Raw genomic sequence first — 17650 nt, forward strand, 5'->3', positions numbered from 1 at the left:
CCATAACTGAATAATCATTAAAGTACATGACTTCATAATATAAGTTGTGTACTTTAAGTAAAAAAGGCATAAAAAAAGACAACCCCTGAGGGTTGTCTTTTTTTATTTGAGTCACTTATTAGTGAATATAGTTGTATGAAGAAGCTTGGTTAGCTGAAATTGTACGTGAAGTTACAACGCCAGCTCCTTGGCCGTAGTTCATTTCAGAAACGTTAACTGAACCGTCGCTGTTTACATTTTCAACATAAGCAACGTGGCCCATTGCGCCAGTTGATGATTGTAAGATTGAACCTTGAGAAGGTGAGTTGTTTACAGTGTAACCTGATGCAGCAGCAGCGCTTGCCCAGTTGTTTGCGTTACCCCAAGTAGAACCAATTTTACCGCCAACTTTATCAAATACATAATATGTACATTGACCTGATGTATAAAGGTTGTTTGATGAACCTGAAGTGTTAGCCATTGAGTTTGAAGAATTTGATGGTGCGCTAGTAGTTGCTACTTGAACATTACTATTTGAAGTAGAAGTTGAAACAGCTCCGCCTCCACCAGTACCTTGGTTATTTGTTGTATATGATTGATTTGAGTTACTGTTATTGCTTTGAGCAGCAGTGTTATTGCTTTGAGTATTGTTGTTGTGACCTTGGTCAGCATTGCTTGGGTTCCAGTTACCTTGCCAAGTGTAATCATAGTTACCTTGTTGATCTATTGTATATGAATAGCTGTATGATGTTGGATCATTTGGGTTATACCCACCATTGTTATTTTCTGAAGCGTCTGCATCATTTTGTGCAAAAGCAAAAGTAGCGATTCCTGCAGTAGCGATAGTAGCTGTAGCGATTTTTTTCATTGTTAAAATTCCTCCTAATAATTGTAAAACATTTATCCCAGTCTCTTAAAGACATTTTTTATAATTTTTTTCGCTGTTTTAACGACAAGAATTACTTTATCAGAAAAAAGTCTGTTTGTGGGGTTTGTTATCGTTTTGTAATTTAGTTCTAATAATAAAGTTCCTAATGTAACAAAAGAAAGAGGGGTATCTCAGTCTTGAAATACCGTTATTACAGCATTTACAAAAAAACGAGTGTATAATTGCACTCTAGTTTATTACAAAGCTGTAAAATAACAGAAAATTACAAACAATAAAATATGAGAGAATTTAGTTATTTAAATATATGGAATAACACTATATATAAATACTATATAAAAAGTATTGAATTAAGGTTAATGTGAATTGAAAGCCATTTTAATAGGGAGGAAAAGAATTAGAGCATTGAAATTGACATGTTCTATAGAAGTATTTAATATAGAGGTATAAAAATTATACTTGGTTTGTGAGGTGATTATATGAAAATAGAACTTGGTTTGACGTCATTTGCAGATAATATTGATATTCATATGGAAAGTGGACGACAAGCAGCTATAAGTAATGGACAAAGAATTAGAAATATAATAGAAGAAATAGAAACAGCTGACCGATATGGTTTAGATGTATATGGTTTGGGAGAACATCATCGAGCAGATTATGCAGTTTCTGATCCCGTTACAGTTTTAGCAGCAGCAGCACGAAATACAACTCATATAAAGTTGAGTAGCGCAGTAACAGTATTATCTTCGGATGACCCTGTTCGAGTCTATGAACGTTTCTCTACATTAAATGCAGTTTCTAATGGACGTGCAGAAATAATGGTGGGTAGAGGCTCATTTATTGAATCATTTCCCTTGTTTGGCTATGAGTTAAAAGATTATGAACAACTCTTTAATGAGAAAATAGATTTATTAATGAACATTAATAAACATGAAATTGTAAATTGGGAAGGACAGCTGAGACCTTCTATTGAGAACTTAAGTGTTTATCCTAAAGTGGAAAATGGGCCTTTACCAATTACGATTGCAACTGGAGGGACACCAGAATCTTCATTAAAAGCAGGAGCATTAGGATTACCTATAACTTATGCTATAATTGGCGGTGACCCAAAAAGGTTTAGAAGAAACATAGATATGTATAAATCTATTGCTAAGTCTTACGGACATAATATAAATGAATTGCCTATTGCTACGCATTCCTGGGGTTATATTGCTGAAACAGATGAGCTAGCAAAACGTGAGTTTTTCCCATCGGTAAAAGCGAGTCATGATATATTAGCCAAAGAACGGGGCTGGCCACCATATGATGAAAACAGCTTTGATCGTGAAGCAGGTCCACATGGCGCTTTATATGTTGGAAGTCCGGAAACCGTTGCACAAAAGATAATTGAAACAATAGAAACACTAGGCCTTACTCGTTTTATGCTTCACACACCCGTAGGCTCTATGCCACATGATAAAACAATCAATACAATTAAATTATTAGCAGAGCGAGTAAAACCTATTGTAGATAAATATTTTGAAAACAAATAAAAGGAGCGTTTATAATGATATTTCGTTATTTAACAAATTTAAAATTAGCTAAAGAATTATATGGTGCATCAAAACCTAAACTTAAAGGTGACCAATCAATGAAAGAATCTTTTGTTGAAGTATTTAATTTGCCATCAAATGCAGTGCCTTTGGCAGGAGCGCTTGAAGCATTAAGTGCTGTATTTTTCGTTTTAAGCTTTGCAAGTAAAAGATTATCACGTATTGCATCACTTTTAACAATTTCAGTTTTAGGTGTAGCAGCATTTAAACACTTTGAAGCAGGACATGGTAAAGCAGGTGCTAAACATGCATTAGATTTATCAGGTTTAGCAGCATTAAGCTTCTTAGATACAATTGATCTTAAGAAAAAATAATAATGATTAAATTTAATCATTTAAAATAGCAATTGCTTAATATGCACAGTAAACGTTGGATGATAGTCTAACATTTGCTGTGCTTTTTTTATAAATACATATGACTCATTAAAAATATCAAAATGTATTATTTTAAATAGAGATATTTGATAATTGAAATTTTTATGCCTATGTCATTTTTTAGTAATAAAAAGGGTAAATGAACAACTAAAATTTAAAAATAAAAATAAAAGATTAAAAAAAGAGTAGGAATTATTCATATTTTTCATAGTTAAGCATATTGAATTGAAGGCATAAAATAGGATAAAATTAAGTTATTAACGTCAAGAAATAACAAAAGGAGTGGTTTTGTGAATGAACAAAATTTCAAGTCACTAAATGAACTTATTGTAACTTATCAACAAGGTAGGCATTTTTTTAAAACAGCGAAAAAAAACTATAAACTCAATTATGAAGAAGTACTAATATTAAATTATCTTTATAATTGTAAGGAAAATGAGGTCACAGCAAAAGCAATTGCTCAATACTCAGAATTGAAACCATACTATTTAACCAAGGCTTTGCAAAAGCTTATAAAAATGGATTTTTTAAATAAAAAAAGAAGTAATGTTGATGAAAGAACTGTGGTAGTATATATAAATCAAGCGCAACGTGATAAAATTAATCAACTTATTGATAACTTACAGAAACAGTTTTAAACTACATAAATGCTTGGTGACAATAAGGTTGTACATGATATTTAATAATTAGAATATTCTGAATAATGTAATTTTATAATTATAATTATATATATTACAAAAATATGATTTGAGAACCAAATTAAATGTGCTATACTGATATTTGTCTAATGAAAGCGCATACAAAACGGTTTGGAAAGGTGTTTTTATGAATTTATTAATCGGGATCATATTTTTAGGGATTGTTTTAGCTTTGTTTACATTGTTCACGAGTAAAGCACCAAATGGAGGCAAGGCCATGGGGGCCCTTGCTAACGCAGCTATTGCTTCATTTTTAGTGGAAGCTTTTCATAAATACGTAGGCGGGGACTTGTTTGGTATTCCATTCTTAGGAGAGTTAGGTGAAGCTGCTGGAGGACTTGGTGGCGTAGCAGCAGCAGGACTTGTAGCCTTAGCTATGGGTGTATCTCCAGTTTATGCATTTGTAATTGCTGTCTCATGTGGAAGCATGGATTTATTACCTGGCTTTGTTGCAGCTTATATTGCGAGTTTTGGTATGAAATGGATGGAACAGAAATTACCAGATGGACTTGATTTAATAGCTGCGATTATTGTTATCGCACCTATTACACGTTTAATTGCAATTGGTACAACACCGTTAGTAGATGCGACATTATTACAAATTGGAAATATCATTAAAGAATCTACGACTTCAAGTCCTATTCTTATGGGAATTGTGCTTGGTGGTATTATTACTGTTGTTGCTACTGCCCCTTTAAGTTCAATGGCATTAACAGCACTGCTTGGATTAACTGGTACGCCAATGGCCATTGGCGCTTTAGCAGTATTTGGGTCATCGTTTATGAACTTTGTATTATTTAAGCGTATGAAATTTGGAGATCGTAAAACAACGATTTCAGTTGCTATAGAACCTTTATCCCAAGCAGATATTGTGACAGCGAATCCAGTGCCAGTATATTTAACAAACTTTGTAGGTGGAGCGCTCTCAGGCGTAATTATCTCTATGTTTGGTTTAGTAAATGAGGCGACAGGAACAGCTACACCGATTGCTGGACTTATGGTTATGTTTGGATTTAATAATGCATTAACAGTAATAATCGTGGCACTGATGTGTGCATCAGGTAGCGCACTTTGTGGTTATATAGGCTCAGTCATTTTCAAAAACTATCCTATCGTCACCAAAGATGAATTACAAAATGGCACAATGCCGAAAAAGGTTAAACAATATTATAAATTTAAAAAGCAATGCATCGAAAGTTTAGCTTAAATTTCGTATAACATATAAAAAACAAACTGTTAACTGAAATAACATTTCAGAAACAGTTTGTTTTTTGCTTGATATCTTTAATTAAGAAGCATTTGCTCTCAAGTAACGCGTCGTATTACGTTCCATTTTCGCAAAGATGAACTCTAATATTATTGCTAACAACCAGTAAAATAAAGCTGCTACTGTATATACAGGAATAAAACGATAACCTTCATTTGCAATTACGCGACTGACTGCCATAATTTCAGTTACTTGAACAGCAAATGCTAGGGAAGTACCTTTGATTAACATAATGAATTGATTTTCGATGTTAGGCAATGCATAAGCAAAAGCTTGTGGTAATACAATTTCTTTGTAAATGCTGAACCTTGATAGTCCGACTGTTTGTGCAGCTTCAATTTGAGTCTGGTCTACAGATTGAAGACCGCCTTTAATTGATTCGGAAAGATAAGCGACGGCATGAAAAGAAAATACAATAAAGGCAATCGCTAAAGGTGAGAATATATCAGGATTGATTGCCCAAGTGAACTGATCATTTAAAAAGAGTATAAATGAAGGTATTCCATAATATAGTATAAATAATTGAACAATTAATGGTGTACTTCTAAAAAATGAATTATATACGATTATAAGTTGAGATAAGACAGGTACACGTTTGATACGAATAATCGCAAATAGCGTTCCGATAATAAGACCCACGAGCATAGCCACAATAGAAATAATAATTGTATTTGGTACGCCTTTAAGAACTTCACTTATAGTAGATAAAATGAATGACAAAATGATTTCCCTCCTTAAACGCTATATGGTTTTTGTGTACGTTTATTAATTAAAGTAAAGCTACCTTGAATAATAAGGGCAATAATCCAATATATGATTGAAATTACGATATAAACTTCTAGCATACCGAGTCCGTAATTGTTTCCAATGATTAGTTTGACTTGTCCCATCATATCGATGATACCTATGGTGAAAGCTAACGAAGTGTCTTTTACCAGTTCTATGATTTGAGTAGTTAAGTTAGGTATACTATTTCGTAAAGCTTGAGGTATAATAATATCTTTTAAAATCCTTGGATGAGATAAACCAATCGTTAAACCAGCTTCGATTTGACTATAATCTACGGATTGATAACCTGCTCTGATGATTTCAGAAAGGTATGCACCTGTATGTAAAGTGAATGCTAAGATAACAAAAAACAATCTACTGAAATGGTTAATATCTATATGAATGAGTAACAATAATTGTGGTAATGCAAAATACACTAAAAAGAGTTGTAATAATAAAGGCGTACTCCGTATAAATGAAAGATAAATTCTTACAATAGGAGCGAGTATTTTTGTCTTTTTAATACGAATCATTGCTAAAATAAAACCAAGTATGATTGCGAAAAAGAGTGAAACAACAATCATCAATAAAGTTAAGGGTAATTGTTGTAATACTTGTCCAAATAAATCTAACCAATTTACTGATCCCATTATTTTGCCACCTCCAATTTCTCTTTCTGCTTATTGATTTCACTTAAGTCATCAAAGACATTAATATCGAAATATTTTTTGGAAAGTGATTGTAATTTGCCTTCATCTTTAAGTTCTTGGGTTGCACGATCTACGTCATCGTGAAGTTTTTGGTGTTTTTTATTATAAACAATATGCAATGGTTCTTTCTTCACAATACCTCCTATTTTAACGTCGGCATTAATTTGTTCCTGAATTGCTTTATATGTGTTCCAATTTAAAAACATGGCATCCCGACGTCCTTGGCTGACCATTTTTAAGTTGTCTCCATTTGAAGGTTCTTGTATTGTATTGATGTCAATTTTGGAACTATTGTCTTTGTTAAATTGCGTAAGTATAGAATATAAACCACCACTTGGCGCCATGGGAGTGATTTTTTCACCAGGTAAATCTTGTAAACTATGTATGTCATTATTGTCTTTGTTTACAACTAATAAGGGTAACGCATAACTGTAAGGCACATCTTGATAGAGAAATTGTTTTTCACGTTCTGGTGTTTTGAAAAACCAATTTATGCCCATATCAAATTTACCTGAACCAATCCCCACTAAATTCGATTCCTCTTCACCAACTTCATATTTAAAATCATATTGTGGTAATTTCTTTTCAAGCAATTTCATATAATCCATATCTAATCCGACAAACTCATTATCTTTATTTGTATATAAATAAGGTGGATTAACTTCAGCAGAAAGTGCTACTTTAACTTGTTTTTTCTGAGATTTATTATCGGAAGTATCATTGTTACCACATGCTGTTAATACGGAAACCATCATTAACATTAATAAAACCATGAAACTTCTTTTTAATGTCATTGAATGTCACGCTCCGTTTCAACTCTATTTAAAAAGCGATGGATTCTTTCAGACTTTGAATTTTCCAACACTTCTTGTGGCGTCCCACGATGGATAATTTGACCATCATCAATAAATATAACTTGGTCAGCAATAGCCTTTGCAAATTGTATTTCATGTGTAACGAGCACCATCGTCATACCTTCTTGAGCGATAGATCTAATCAGAGATAAAACACTTTGAATCGATTCAGGATCTAAAGCAGAAGTAGGTTCATCTAGTAAAAGAACTTTTGGATTGAGTGCAAGTGCACGAATAATACCTATACGTTGGCTTTGACCTCCGGATAGCTGAATAGGGTATTTATCTTGTTGATTTAATAAATTCACGCGTTCTAAATAAGACGTAGCAATATCGTTAGCTTGTTTGGCATTATAATTTTGACCATGTATTAAACCTAAAGTGATATTTTCAAGTATTGTTTTGTTTTTAAACAAATTATAATTTTGAAACACCATAGCTGATTTTTGACGTAATTTGGCAATGTCTTTATTTGTATGGTGCGCAGCATCAAATGTTTCATCCCCAATTTGAATGGTGCCAGATTTAGGAAGTGCTAGCGCATTTAACGTTCTAAGTAAGGTTGTCTTCCCAGAGCCACTCGGCCCTATAATTGCAGTAACGGTGCCTTGTGCTTGTGCAAACCCGACATCGTTAAGTATCGTGTTCTCGTTGTATTTGTGTATGAGATTTTTAACTGTAATCATTCAATTTCCCCCAGTATGTCAATAAATACAAAGTATCATATTAATTCTTATCGGTAAAGTAGGGATTTAGTGCTGAAAAGCTTTCTTTCAATAATAGCGAGTGTTAAACTAAGTTTAAATAGTATTAAAGTTAATTATGAGGTGATGAAAGTGAATTATTCCGCATTAATACATACGGATATTCAAGAAAAATGGATTGCAAAACTAGATACAGTTAAAACGCAATTTAAAGAGAGAGCGGAATATAATGATATTCATTCACGTTTTCCATATGAAAATGTTGAATGGCTAGTGAAAGAAGGATACACATTGCTAACTTTACCTAAATCATATGGTGGTGAAGGGGCAACTGTTGAAGATATGGTTATATTACAAAGCTATTTAGGCTCTATTGATGGCGCGACTGCACTTTCAATAGGTTGGCATTTAAGTGTAGTAGGTCAATTATATGAACAACAAATGTGGGAACCAGCTATGCTAAATCACTTTGCTGAAGCAGTGAAAAATGGAGCGTTAGTAAATAGAGCAGTTAGTGAAGCTGAGACTGGCAGCCCAACACGTGGAGGAAGACCCGCGACAAATGCTGTTAAAGTAGATGAGGGTTTTGTTGTTAATGGAGTAAAAACGTTTACTTCAATGAGTAAAGGACTGACCCATTTTGTTGTGAGTGCTTATTACGAAGACATCGATCAAGTTGGCTTTTTCTTAATCGAAAAAGATACACCTGGTGTAGAAATTGCAGATAACTGGAATATGGTAGGTATGCGTGCAACTGAAAGTCATGATTTATTATTAAATGATGTACATATCCCACAAGAAAACTTTGTTGAAATAAGAGGCGCGGGTGGCAAAAAACCGAATGGCTGGATTTTACATATACCAAGTGTGTATCTTGGTATTGCACAAGCAGCAAGAGATTATGCTGTTGATTTTGCGAAAAATTATAGTCCAAATAGTATTGAAGGCACAATCGGTGATATACCAACTGTGCAACAAAATGTTGGAAAGATGGAAGCGCAATTATTATCTGCACGCCATTTCTTGTGGAGCACAGCGGCTTTATATAACCATGAGGTTTCAGGTAGCCAAATATGGAATGAAACCTCAGCAAGTAAAGTGTTGGTAATGAATCAAGGCTTAGAAGTTATAGATATTGCTATGCGTATTGTTGGTGCTAAAAGCCTTCAAATGGAAAGACCATTACAACGCTATTATAGAGATATGCGTGCAGGTTTACACAATCCTCCGATGGAAGACATGGCATATACGAACATTGCACATAGTGTTTTAGATCATTTTTAATAAATATATAGAAACAGTTAAAATACATTTAGACAAATTGTCTAAATGTATTTTTTGCTGTTTAAAAAATATGAAGATACTTATGATTGCTATTGTAAATTTACTTTAGTCATTATATAATTAATTGGTAGTGATAATCATTTTCAATGGAGGAAAAATTATGAAAAAAATATTGTTTCCGTTAATTGCTTTAGTGCTTATTTTAGCAGCATGTGGTAATAATTCGGACAGTGATTCAAAAGATGACAAAAAAACAGAAACAAAGTCTTATAAATTAGATAGCGGGAAAAATATAGATGTACCCAAGGATCCAAAACGTATAGCAGTAGTTGCTCCTACATATGCTGGTGGAATTAAATATCTTGGTGGGGATATTGTTGCAGTAAACGAACAAGTCGATAGTAGTAGCCTCCTTAAAGATAAATTTAAAGGTGTTGAAAAAATTGGCGAGAATGATGTTGAGAAAGTAGCAAAAACGAAACCAGATTTAATTGTTGCATATTCTACTGACAAAAATATTAAAAAATACAAAAAAATTGCTCCAACAGTTGTTTATAACTATGGAAAACATAAATATTTAGATCAACAAAGAGAATTAGGTAAATTGCTTGGTAAAGAAGATGAAGTAAAAGAATGGGAAGATAAATGGAAAGCACAAACTAAAAAAGATGGCAAAGAAATTAAAGATAAAATTGGTGAAGACGCAACAGTTTCAATCTTTGATGAATTTGAGAAAAAACTATATAGTTATGGACCAAACTGGGGACGTGGTGGAGAAGTAATGTATCAAGCATTTGGACTTAAAATGCCTGAAAAATTAAATGATTTAGTTAAAAAAGAAGGCTGGGCTGAAGTGAAACAAGAAAAAATAGCAGATTATGCTGGCGATTATATTGTTTCAACAAGTAAAGGGAAATCAACACCAGCTTATGCAAAAACTAATCTATGGAATAACTTACCAGCAGTTCAAAATGGCAATGTGCTTGAAGTGCAAGCTGAAACTTATTGGTATAATGATCCATATACTTTAGAATTTATGAGAAAAGATTTAAAAGAGAAATTTTTAAATAACTAATATGCACAAGTTAAATTAATAAGTATTGTGATTAAAACAATGATTAACTTTAAAACAGCACAACTCAACGAATCAACACCGTTGAGTTGAGTTGTTTTTTTATCTTAAATAAGATATTGTAAACTTTTTATTTTTAACGGTTAACATTTGTGATATAATTTTTTCATTAGGAGGATTGACTATGACGACAAAATATTTAGTATACACTGCTTTAATGACAGCAATCATTGGTGTGTTAGGATTTGTGCCAGCTATTCCATTACCAATTATGCCAGTGCCTATCGTTTTACAAAATATTGGTATTTTCCTAGCAGGAATTTTACTTGGACGTAAATACGGCGCTCTTAGTGTGATTGTACTATTATTACTTGTAGCGACTGGATTACCGTTATTATCTGGCGGACGTGGTGGTATTGGTGTATTTGCGGGTCCCTCTACCGGCTTTTTAATCATGTATCCAGTAATTACATATCTAATTGGTTTAGTAAGAGATTTGTATTTTAAAAAAATAAACTTTACTGTATTATTAGTTACAACAATTATCTTTGGTGTTATTGTATTAGATGTTGTAGGTACAATTGTGATGGGACTTATGACTAATTTACCGATTTCAAAATCAGTGACTTTATCACTTGTTTTCATGCCTGCGGATATAGTCAAAGCAATTATTGCAAGTTTGGTTGGTAATATTATGCTTAATCATAGTCGGTTTAAACAATTAATAAAATAAATAGATAAGGGCAGGTGATTAAATCGTGGTGATTTCGATGAATGATATATTCCAACAAGGTGATGTTTATGTCGATGATACACTAAAGACAATCTATTTAACGCCTGAAGAACCCTTAGTATACGACGTGAATAAATGGGATTATAAACAAATGCCCTCTATTAAATCTTGGGAACAAGATATGAGAAATCAATTAGATATGCATAAAAAGCAAGCATCTCATCATTTAGCGTTTACGTTTCCTGAGAATACACTTTTAGATAAACAATGGTTAGATAAAATTCAATCTTACCATTTCGAATTAGGGCTAATGGAACTCTATGCAATTGAATCGCAGAATATAAAAAAACATAAAAATAATCAAATTAAAGTAATGTTTGTGACTGAACAAACATTAGAAGATTATATTACAATTTATCGTCAATTTGCTGAACCTTATGGCAAAGCGTATGCAGACGAAAATATCGAAGTAATACGCAATCAATTCAATGAAGATAGTAAATCTCGTGTAATTGCATATAAAGAAGATGTTCCTGTAGGTATTTTGGATTTAATCATTACACAATATACTGTAGAAATTGATGGTTTCGGCGTAGATGAAAGTTACCAGAATCGAGGAATCGGAAGTACGATGCAGTCATTTGTAGCGGAAGTAGCTGATACGAAACCGGTTATATTGATAGCTGATGGAGAAGACAGTGCTAAGGAAATGTATATCCGACAAGGTTATATATTTATAAGTTACTGCTATCAAATTTTAAAAGAAAATGCTAGATAATATAATAATTGAGGCAAAGACATGCATATCTTTGCCTCTTTTTTGTAAAGGTCTCAAATCATATATTAATACTCTGAACTTTCAACAGATTTTATACGTTCAGGATGACTGTAAATATTGAAATTGCCATCTCTGATAAATCCTATGGCAGTAATGTTTAAATCTTGTGCAAGTGTGACCGCTAATGTTGTCGGGGCAGATTTCGATAAGATGACGCCAACACCAATTTTTGCAGCTTTAATTAATATTTCTGATGAAATGCGACCACTAAATATCAACACTTTATTACGTACAGGTATATGTCTCTGTATACAATAACCATACAACTTATCTAATGCATTATGACGACCAATATCTTGGCGATGCTCAAAGAAGGTATCGCCATCACTAATTGCAGCATTATGAAGACCACCAGTTTGTTTGAAAATTTTACTAGCACTTTGCAAACGGGTCATCATATTGAGTACTTGAGTTGGATTTAACACAATTTTAGACATGGAAGTCTTAGCGACTGCTGCGTCATTTTGAAAATAAAACTCACGACTCTTACCACAACAAGACGCAATCATACGCTTCGTTGAATATTCGAAACGTTCACCGAGCGATTTGGTCAACTCAACATGAGCAAATCCTTTACTATCATCTATTTGGATTGATTTTAAATCATCATTTTTTAATATAGCACCTTCAGACGCTAGGAAACCTAAGACAAGCTCTTCTAAGTGGTTCGGGCTACAAATTATGGTCGCAAATTCTTCGCCATTTACCATAATTGTTAATGGGAACTCAGTAACGTAGTGATCCTTTGTTTCTACTAACTTACCGTCCTCAAACCGCACAATTGGTTGATTGGTTAATATATCTTCATGCATAAGTACACCCCGTTTCATATTCACTTCTCTATTTTAGCGTATTTTTCATTGTAAAAAAAAGATTCAGTTTATGAATAAAGCAAAAGATTATTAATTTACGTAACATAATAATTATCTTCATTTTTAAAATGAACAATATTGATTAAAAACGTATATACAAGTAAACTTGTGGTAAACAAATAAAGAGGTGAATTTCGATATGGCTAGTATACGAGATATTGCTCGTGAAGCAGAGGTAAGTCCTGGCACTGTTTCACGTGTATTAAATAATGATCCAACGCTGTCAGTTTCAAAAGATACGAGAGAAAGGATTCATCATGTTGCAAATGAACTGCAATATCAAAAATCTGCTAGAAAAAATAAAAGCATTCAAATCATTACCTATGCATCTCGAGCTAAAGAAATGTCAGATCCTTATTATAGAGAGATACGCTTAGCAATAGAGGCTGAAGTTAAACGTTTGAATTTGTCTTTGAAGCGGACAATAAGAATTGATGGAAAAGATAAAAATCTAGATTTATATAAAATTGAAAAGTCAGGGGCAATTATCGTCGTAGGTAATTTTTCTACAAAAGCATTGAACACGCTACGCGAATATAATGAAAATATAGTTGTCATCAACAATCCTAATACACCGAGATCGGTAGATGCTGTCTATTCAGACTTACACTATTCTATGACTAACTTATTGAATGAAATCAAGGCATTAGGAATGACGCAAATTGCTTATATCGGTGGCAGTCATATGATTAGGGATTTAGCCGGTACACCGTCTTCAAATCATAAAGATGCTAGATACGAAGCGTATAAGCAATGGTGCTCGGAACATCAAATTAATGAAATAACTATGATTAATGGTTGGAAAAAAGAAAATGGTGAAGAAGCTGTAAAAACATTGTTAAAAGCACAACAGCTACCTGAAGTTTTTATAGCAGGCAATGACATGATTGCGATAGGTATATTACAACAAATTCAATACGAAAAAATAGCAATCCCAAAAGCTGTTAAATTGATAAGTTTTAATGATTTAGAAGTCATACAATATGCTGTGCCTTCTATAAGTAGTGTGCACATACCAGTAGATGAATTTGGCAGAACTGCAGTCCGAATGGCAGAAGAGCGTATTAATAAAACGAGACAAGCTGCTATTCATGTCGTTGTAGAAGCACAGCTTAAAGAGCGGAATACTTTTAAAACAAAAAGATAATCTTAATTGACAAAACATTTAGTAAACAAGTAAACTTTAATTATGTTTACTAAGGATGAATATGATTATAGATAGAGTGATTTATATAGAAGGAGTGGGTTATTATGTTACAAGCTATGCATGATAAGTTTGAAACTTTGTTTGGTGTTAAGGCTGAAGTCAGTGCTTTTGCACCGGGACGCATTAATTTAATTGGAGAACATACGGATTATAACGGGGGGTATGTTTTTCCAGCTGCGATTGAGTTGGGTACATATGGACTAGCTACAAAGCGAGATGATAAACTTATTCAACTTTATTCAAATAATTTTGAAGATGTCGGTATGATTACATTTACCTTAGATGAATTAGAATTCGAAGCGGCACATGATTGGGCAAATTACCCAAAAGGTGTAGTTAAATTTTTAAGTGAACAATTCTCCGACATAGACCATGGGTTCAATATTTTAGTTGAAGGAAATATCCCGAATGGTGCAAGTTTATCATCGTCAGCGTCTATTGAATTATTAACTGGTTGGCTCATTAAGCAGTTATTCACTTTAGATTTAGAACGTTTATCGCTTATAAAAATAGGGCAGCGTGTTGAAAATGAATTTATTGGCGTCAATTCAGGTATTATGGATCAATTTATTATTGGTATGGGGAAAGCGGAACATGCGATATTACTAGATACTGCAACTTTAGAATTTGATTACGTACCAGCCAAATTTGGAGATTATGTTATATCTATTATGAATACGAACAAGCGACGTTCTCTTACAGAAAGTAAATATAATGAACGTAGAGCACAATGTGAGTCGGCATTAGCTTCGTTGCAACAAGCACTTGATATTGCATCATTAGGAGAGTTGTCATTAGAACAATTTGAACAGCATCAAGATCTTATTGAAGATGAAGTGAAGCGTCGTCGTGCAAGACATGCAGTTTCGGAGAACGCACGTACTAAAAAAGCCCATCGAGCCTTAGCAGAAAATGACTTTAATCAATTTGGAAAATTATTAAATGAATCTCATGCATCATTGAAACAAGATTATGAAGTTACAGGAATAGAATTAGATACTTTAGCAGAAACTGCTCAGCAAGTTGACGGTGTATTAGGCGCAAGAATGACGGGTGCTGGTTTCGCAGGTTGTGCAATTGCTTTAGTGCATAAAGAGAGCATAAAACAATTGGAAGATGAAGTTTCTAAGCAATATATAGAGCGTATAGGTTACGCTCCATCATTTTATCATGTGGGTATCAGTGATGGCGTTAAATCATTATAAGTTATTAATCAATGAATAGAGAAAGGATTTTGTATATGTCTGTTTTAGTTTTAGGTGGCGCTGGTTATATAGGAAGTCATGCGGTAGATCAATTAATTGCAAGAGGATACAACGTTATTGTAGTAGATAATCTAGGTACAGGACATAAAGCTGCTGTGCATAGTGAAGCCACGTTTTATGAAGGAGATATTCGAGATAAAACATTTTTAGATGATGTCTTCAATAAAGAAAATATCGACGGTGTCTTCCATTTTTGTGCATATTCTTTAGTTGGTGAATCTGTAGAAAAACCGTTAGCCTATTTCAATAATAACGTGCACGGATTACAAGTGTTATTAGAAGTCATGTATGACCATGAAGTAGAGCATATTATTTTCTCTTCAACAGCTGCTGTGTATGGTGAGCCAGATTCAGTACCTATTACCGAAGAAGATTCTAAAACACCCACAAGTCCATACGGTGAAAGTAAATTGATGATGGAGAAAATGATGCACTGGAGTCATGAAGCTTATGGCGTTAATTATGCAGCACTTCGTTACTTTAATGTTGCAGGTGCTAAAGAAAATGGTGCTATTGGTGAAGACCACCGTCCAGAGACACATCTTATACCAATAGTATTAGAAGTAGCACTTGGACAAAGAGAACACTTAACAATATTTGGTGATAATTATGATACAGAGGATGGATCATGTATTCGCGATTATCTTCATGTCGTTGATTTAATAGATGCACATATTTTGGCATATCAACATTTACAAAATGGCGGAGCGTCTGGGGCATTTAATTTAGGAAGTAGTCAAGGTTATTCAGTATTCGAAATTCTAGAAGCAGCAAGAACAGTAACGAATGAACCTATTAAAGCAGTGGTAGGCGAAAGAAGAGCAGGTGATCCAAGTAAATTAATCGCATCGAGTGATAAGGCGCAACAAGTGCTTGGCTGGAGACCGCAACACGACAATATTAACGATATTATCAATTCAGCGTGGCAATGGCATCATCAACATCCAAATGGATATCAAGAAAATGTGGAGGGTTAATGCATGTTATTAAATCAACAATTAGTACAACAATTTGTATCACAAGCAATTTCGTACGGTGATTATGAAGAAGAAGATAGCATTTATATTCAAAACCAATTATTGTGTATTTTAAATGCGAAAGGTATTGATGATTCATCAGTATCTGAATTAAATAAAGATGCAACAGCAAATGAAATTACACAATATTGGATTCGCCAGGCTGTTAGTGAAAATTGTATTGAAGATGCATTATATAATAAAGAAATTGTTGAAGCTCAAATATTAGACTTAATTACACCACGTCCATCGGTAATTAACCGCAAGTTTAACGAGGCATATAAACAGTCGCCTGAAGCGGCTACAGATTATTTTTATGAGATAGCTAAACGTAATCACTACGTTAAAGAAGATGCAATTGCGAATAATATTAATTATGATGTCGCTACTGAATACGGAGATATTGAAGTCACAATTAATCTATCAAAACCTGAAAAAGATGCAAAACAAATTGCAAAAGCTAAAGAAGCACCAGCTACTTCTTACCCGAAATGTGCATTATGCATGGAAAACGAGGGCTTTAAGGGATCAATATTACAAGCTGCAAGAACAAATCACCGTGTGATTCGCTTAAATTTAAATAGTGCACAGTGGGGCTTCCAATTTTCGCCATATGCCTATTTTGCTGAACATAGTATTGTTTTATCTGAACAACATGTCCCTATGGAAATCAATAAAAATACTTTTATCAATTTGTTAGATTTTATAGACCAATTTCCTCATTATTTCATTGGATCCAATGCGGACATCCCACTTGTGGGTGGATCAATTTTATCGCACAATCATTATCAAACTGGAAGACATGTATTTCCGATGGATAACGCTGCTGAAATAAATCAATTTACTATTGCTAACTATCCATCCGTTCAAGCTAGCACTTTAAATTGGCCAATGAGTGTGATTCGTTTGAAAGGAGACAATAGAGCACAACTGATTGAAGCGGCTACTTATGTCATGACACAATGGAATCAATATTCGGATGATAGTGTGGATATTAAAGCATTTAGTAGTGATGGTGAGCGTCATCACACGATTACGCCAATCGCAAGATATAGACAACAACAATATGAATTAGACATTGTCTTACGAGACAATCAAACTTCAGAACAATTCCCTGACGGCATCTTCCATCCACATAAAGACGTGCAACATATTAAGAAAGAAAATATAGGCCTAATTGAAGTAATGGGAACTGCTATATTACCAGGACGACTAAAACAAGAATTACAACAAGTTAAAGATTATTTATTAGATAAAACTCAAATAGATTTAGGAATACATCAACAATGGGCTGAAGAAATGAAACAATCATATGATATTAATGTCAATAATGTCGATGAAGTTGTAGATAAAGAAGTAGGATTTAAATTTAAACGTGTATTAGAAGATGCTGGCGTATTTAAGAATACAGAACAAGGTCATCACGCGTTTAAACGTTTTATTGAACAACTATAAAACAGCACATCACAATTATAAAAAGCATACGTTTACAAAAGGCCTAAGTACTATCATTTAGGTCTTTTGTTTTTTT

General features: G+C 33.5%; 18 protein-coding genes. 12 read left to right on the top strand and 6 right to left on the bottom strand.

Annotation, left to right across the window (positions count from 1 at the left end; genetic code table 11):
- Window positions 1-118 precede the first annotated feature (118 nt).
- Window positions 119-847 (bottom strand): CHAP domain-containing protein, encoded by a 729-nt coding sequence (locus M4L39_RS09015; protein WP_277581716.1) that lies wholly within the window; start codon window positions 845-847, stop codon window positions 119-121.
- Window positions 848-1344: 497 nt separating this feature from the next.
- Here M4L39_RS09015 and M4L39_RS09020 point away from each other — a divergent pair, with 497 nt between their 5' ends.
- The 4 genes from M4L39_RS09020 to M4L39_RS09035 all read left to right on the top strand — a co-directional run bounded on the left by M4L39_RS09020 (window position 1345) and on the right by M4L39_RS09035 (window position 4736).
- Entirely contained in the window at window positions 1345-2397 is a 1053-nt protein-coding gene (locus tag M4L39_RS09020) for an LLM class flavin-dependent oxidoreductase (RefSeq protein WP_277581717.1), read from the top strand.
- 14 nt (window positions 2398-2411) lie between these two features.
- On the top strand, window positions 2412-2771 hold the full coding sequence (locus M4L39_RS09025) for a DoxX family protein (RefSeq protein ID WP_277581718.1): 360 nt from the start codon (window positions 2412-2414) through the stop codon (window positions 2769-2771).
- A gap of 350 nt (window positions 2772-3121) precedes the next feature.
- Window positions 3122-3469 carry a transcriptional regulator, SarA/Rot family gene (locus M4L39_RS09030; protein ID WP_277581719.1) on the top strand — a complete coding sequence of 116 codons (348 nt, stop codon included), beginning with the start codon at window positions 3122-3124 and terminating at the stop codon, window positions 3467-3469.
- Between the two features lie 187 nt (window positions 3470-3656).
- The gene (locus M4L39_RS09035; RefSeq protein WP_277581720.1) at window positions 3657-4736 is read left to right on the top strand and encodes a PTS sugar transporter subunit IIC; all 1080 of its coding nucleotides are present in this window, start codon (window positions 3657-3659) and stop codon (window positions 4734-4736) included.
- An 81-nt stretch (window positions 4737-4817) separates the two neighbouring features.
- Here M4L39_RS09035 and M4L39_RS09040 read toward each other — a convergent pair whose 3' ends face one another.
- From M4L39_RS09040 to M4L39_RS09055, 4 genes are read right to left on the bottom strand one after another with little or no spacing between them, the layout of a single operon-like run.
- A complete protein-coding gene (locus M4L39_RS09040) occupies window positions 4818-5516 on the bottom strand; it encodes an amino acid ABC transporter permease (RefSeq protein ID WP_277581721.1) in 699 nt (232 codons plus the stop codon).
- A 14-nt stretch (window positions 5517-5530) separates the two neighbouring features.
- Complete coding sequence (locus tag M4L39_RS09045; protein ID WP_277581722.1) at window positions 5531-6214, bottom strand: amino acid ABC transporter permease; 684 nt, start codon at window positions 6212-6214, stop codon at window positions 5531-5533.
- Window positions 6214-7068, bottom strand: coding sequence for an amino acid ABC transporter substrate-binding protein (locus M4L39_RS09050; RefSeq protein WP_277581723.1), 855 nt, complete (start codon window positions 7066-7068; stop codon window positions 6214-6216). The genes M4L39_RS09045 and M4L39_RS09050 overlap by 1 nt, the downstream gene beginning before the upstream one ends.
- Window positions 7065-7814 (bottom strand): amino acid ABC transporter ATP-binding protein, encoded by a 750-nt coding sequence (locus tag M4L39_RS09055; protein WP_277581724.1) that lies wholly within the window; start codon window positions 7812-7814, stop codon window positions 7065-7067. Before M4L39_RS09055 ends, M4L39_RS09050 begins: the two co-directional genes overlap by 4 nt.
- A gap of 144 nt (window positions 7815-7958) precedes the next feature.
- Here M4L39_RS09055 and M4L39_RS09060 point away from each other — a divergent pair, with 144 nt between their 5' ends.
- From M4L39_RS09060 to M4L39_RS09075, 4 genes are all read left to right on the top strand, one after another.
- A complete protein-coding gene (locus tag M4L39_RS09060) occupies window positions 7959-9116 on the top strand; it encodes an acyl-CoA dehydrogenase family protein (RefSeq protein WP_431197636.1) in 1158 nt (385 codons plus the stop codon).
- 160 nt (window positions 9117-9276) lie between these two features.
- Window positions 9277-10191, top strand: a complete 915-nt coding sequence (locus M4L39_RS09065) for an ABC transporter substrate-binding protein (RefSeq protein ID WP_277581726.1) — start codon at window positions 9277-9279, stop codon at window positions 10189-10191.
- A 181-nt stretch (window positions 10192-10372) separates the two neighbouring features.
- Window positions 10373-10921, top strand: a complete 549-nt coding sequence (locus tag M4L39_RS09070; RefSeq protein ID WP_277581727.1) for a biotin transporter BioY — start codon at window positions 10373-10375, stop codon at window positions 10919-10921.
- A 37-nt stretch (window positions 10922-10958) separates the two neighbouring features.
- On the top strand, window positions 10959-11699 hold the full coding sequence (locus M4L39_RS09075) for a GNAT family N-acetyltransferase (protein WP_277581728.1): 741 nt from the start codon (window positions 10959-10961) through the stop codon (window positions 11697-11699).
- A gap of 65 nt (window positions 11700-11764) precedes the next feature.
- Here the strand turns inward: M4L39_RS09075 and fdhD are convergent, their stop codons facing one another.
- A complete protein-coding gene (fdhD, locus tag M4L39_RS09080) occupies window positions 11765-12571 on the bottom strand; it encodes a formate dehydrogenase accessory sulfurtransferase FdhD (RefSeq protein WP_277581729.1) in 807 nt (268 codons plus the stop codon).
- Between the two features lie 199 nt (window positions 12572-12770).
- Between fdhD and M4L39_RS09085 the strand changes: the two genes are divergently transcribed.
- The 4 genes from M4L39_RS09085 (at window position 12771) to galT (ending at window position 17574) form a co-directional block, all read left to right on the top strand.
- A complete protein-coding gene (locus M4L39_RS09085; RefSeq protein WP_277581730.1) occupies window positions 12771-13778 on the top strand; it encodes a LacI family DNA-binding transcriptional regulator in 1008 nt (335 codons plus the stop codon).
- A 104-nt stretch (window positions 13779-13882) separates the two neighbouring features.
- Window positions 13883-15043, top strand: a complete 1161-nt coding sequence (locus M4L39_RS09090; protein ID WP_277581731.1) for a galactokinase — start codon at window positions 13883-13885, stop codon at window positions 15041-15043.
- 35 nt (window positions 15044-15078) lie between these two features.
- Complete coding sequence (galE, locus tag M4L39_RS09095; protein WP_277581732.1) at window positions 15079-16080, top strand: UDP-glucose 4-epimerase GalE; 1002 nt, start codon at window positions 15079-15081, stop codon at window positions 16078-16080.
- Between the two features lie 3 nt (window positions 16081-16083).
- Window positions 16084-17574 carry a UDP-glucose--hexose-1-phosphate uridylyltransferase gene (gene galT, locus M4L39_RS09100; protein WP_277581733.1) on the top strand — a complete coding sequence of 497 codons (1491 nt, stop codon included), beginning with the start codon at window positions 16084-16086 and terminating at the stop codon, window positions 17572-17574.
- The last annotated feature ends 76 nt before the right edge of the window (window positions 17575-17650 follow it).

Source organism: Staphylococcus equorum (assembly GCF_029531845.1).
Lineage (GTDB): Bacteria > Bacillota > Bacilli > Staphylococcales > Staphylococcaceae > Staphylococcus > Staphylococcus equorum_C.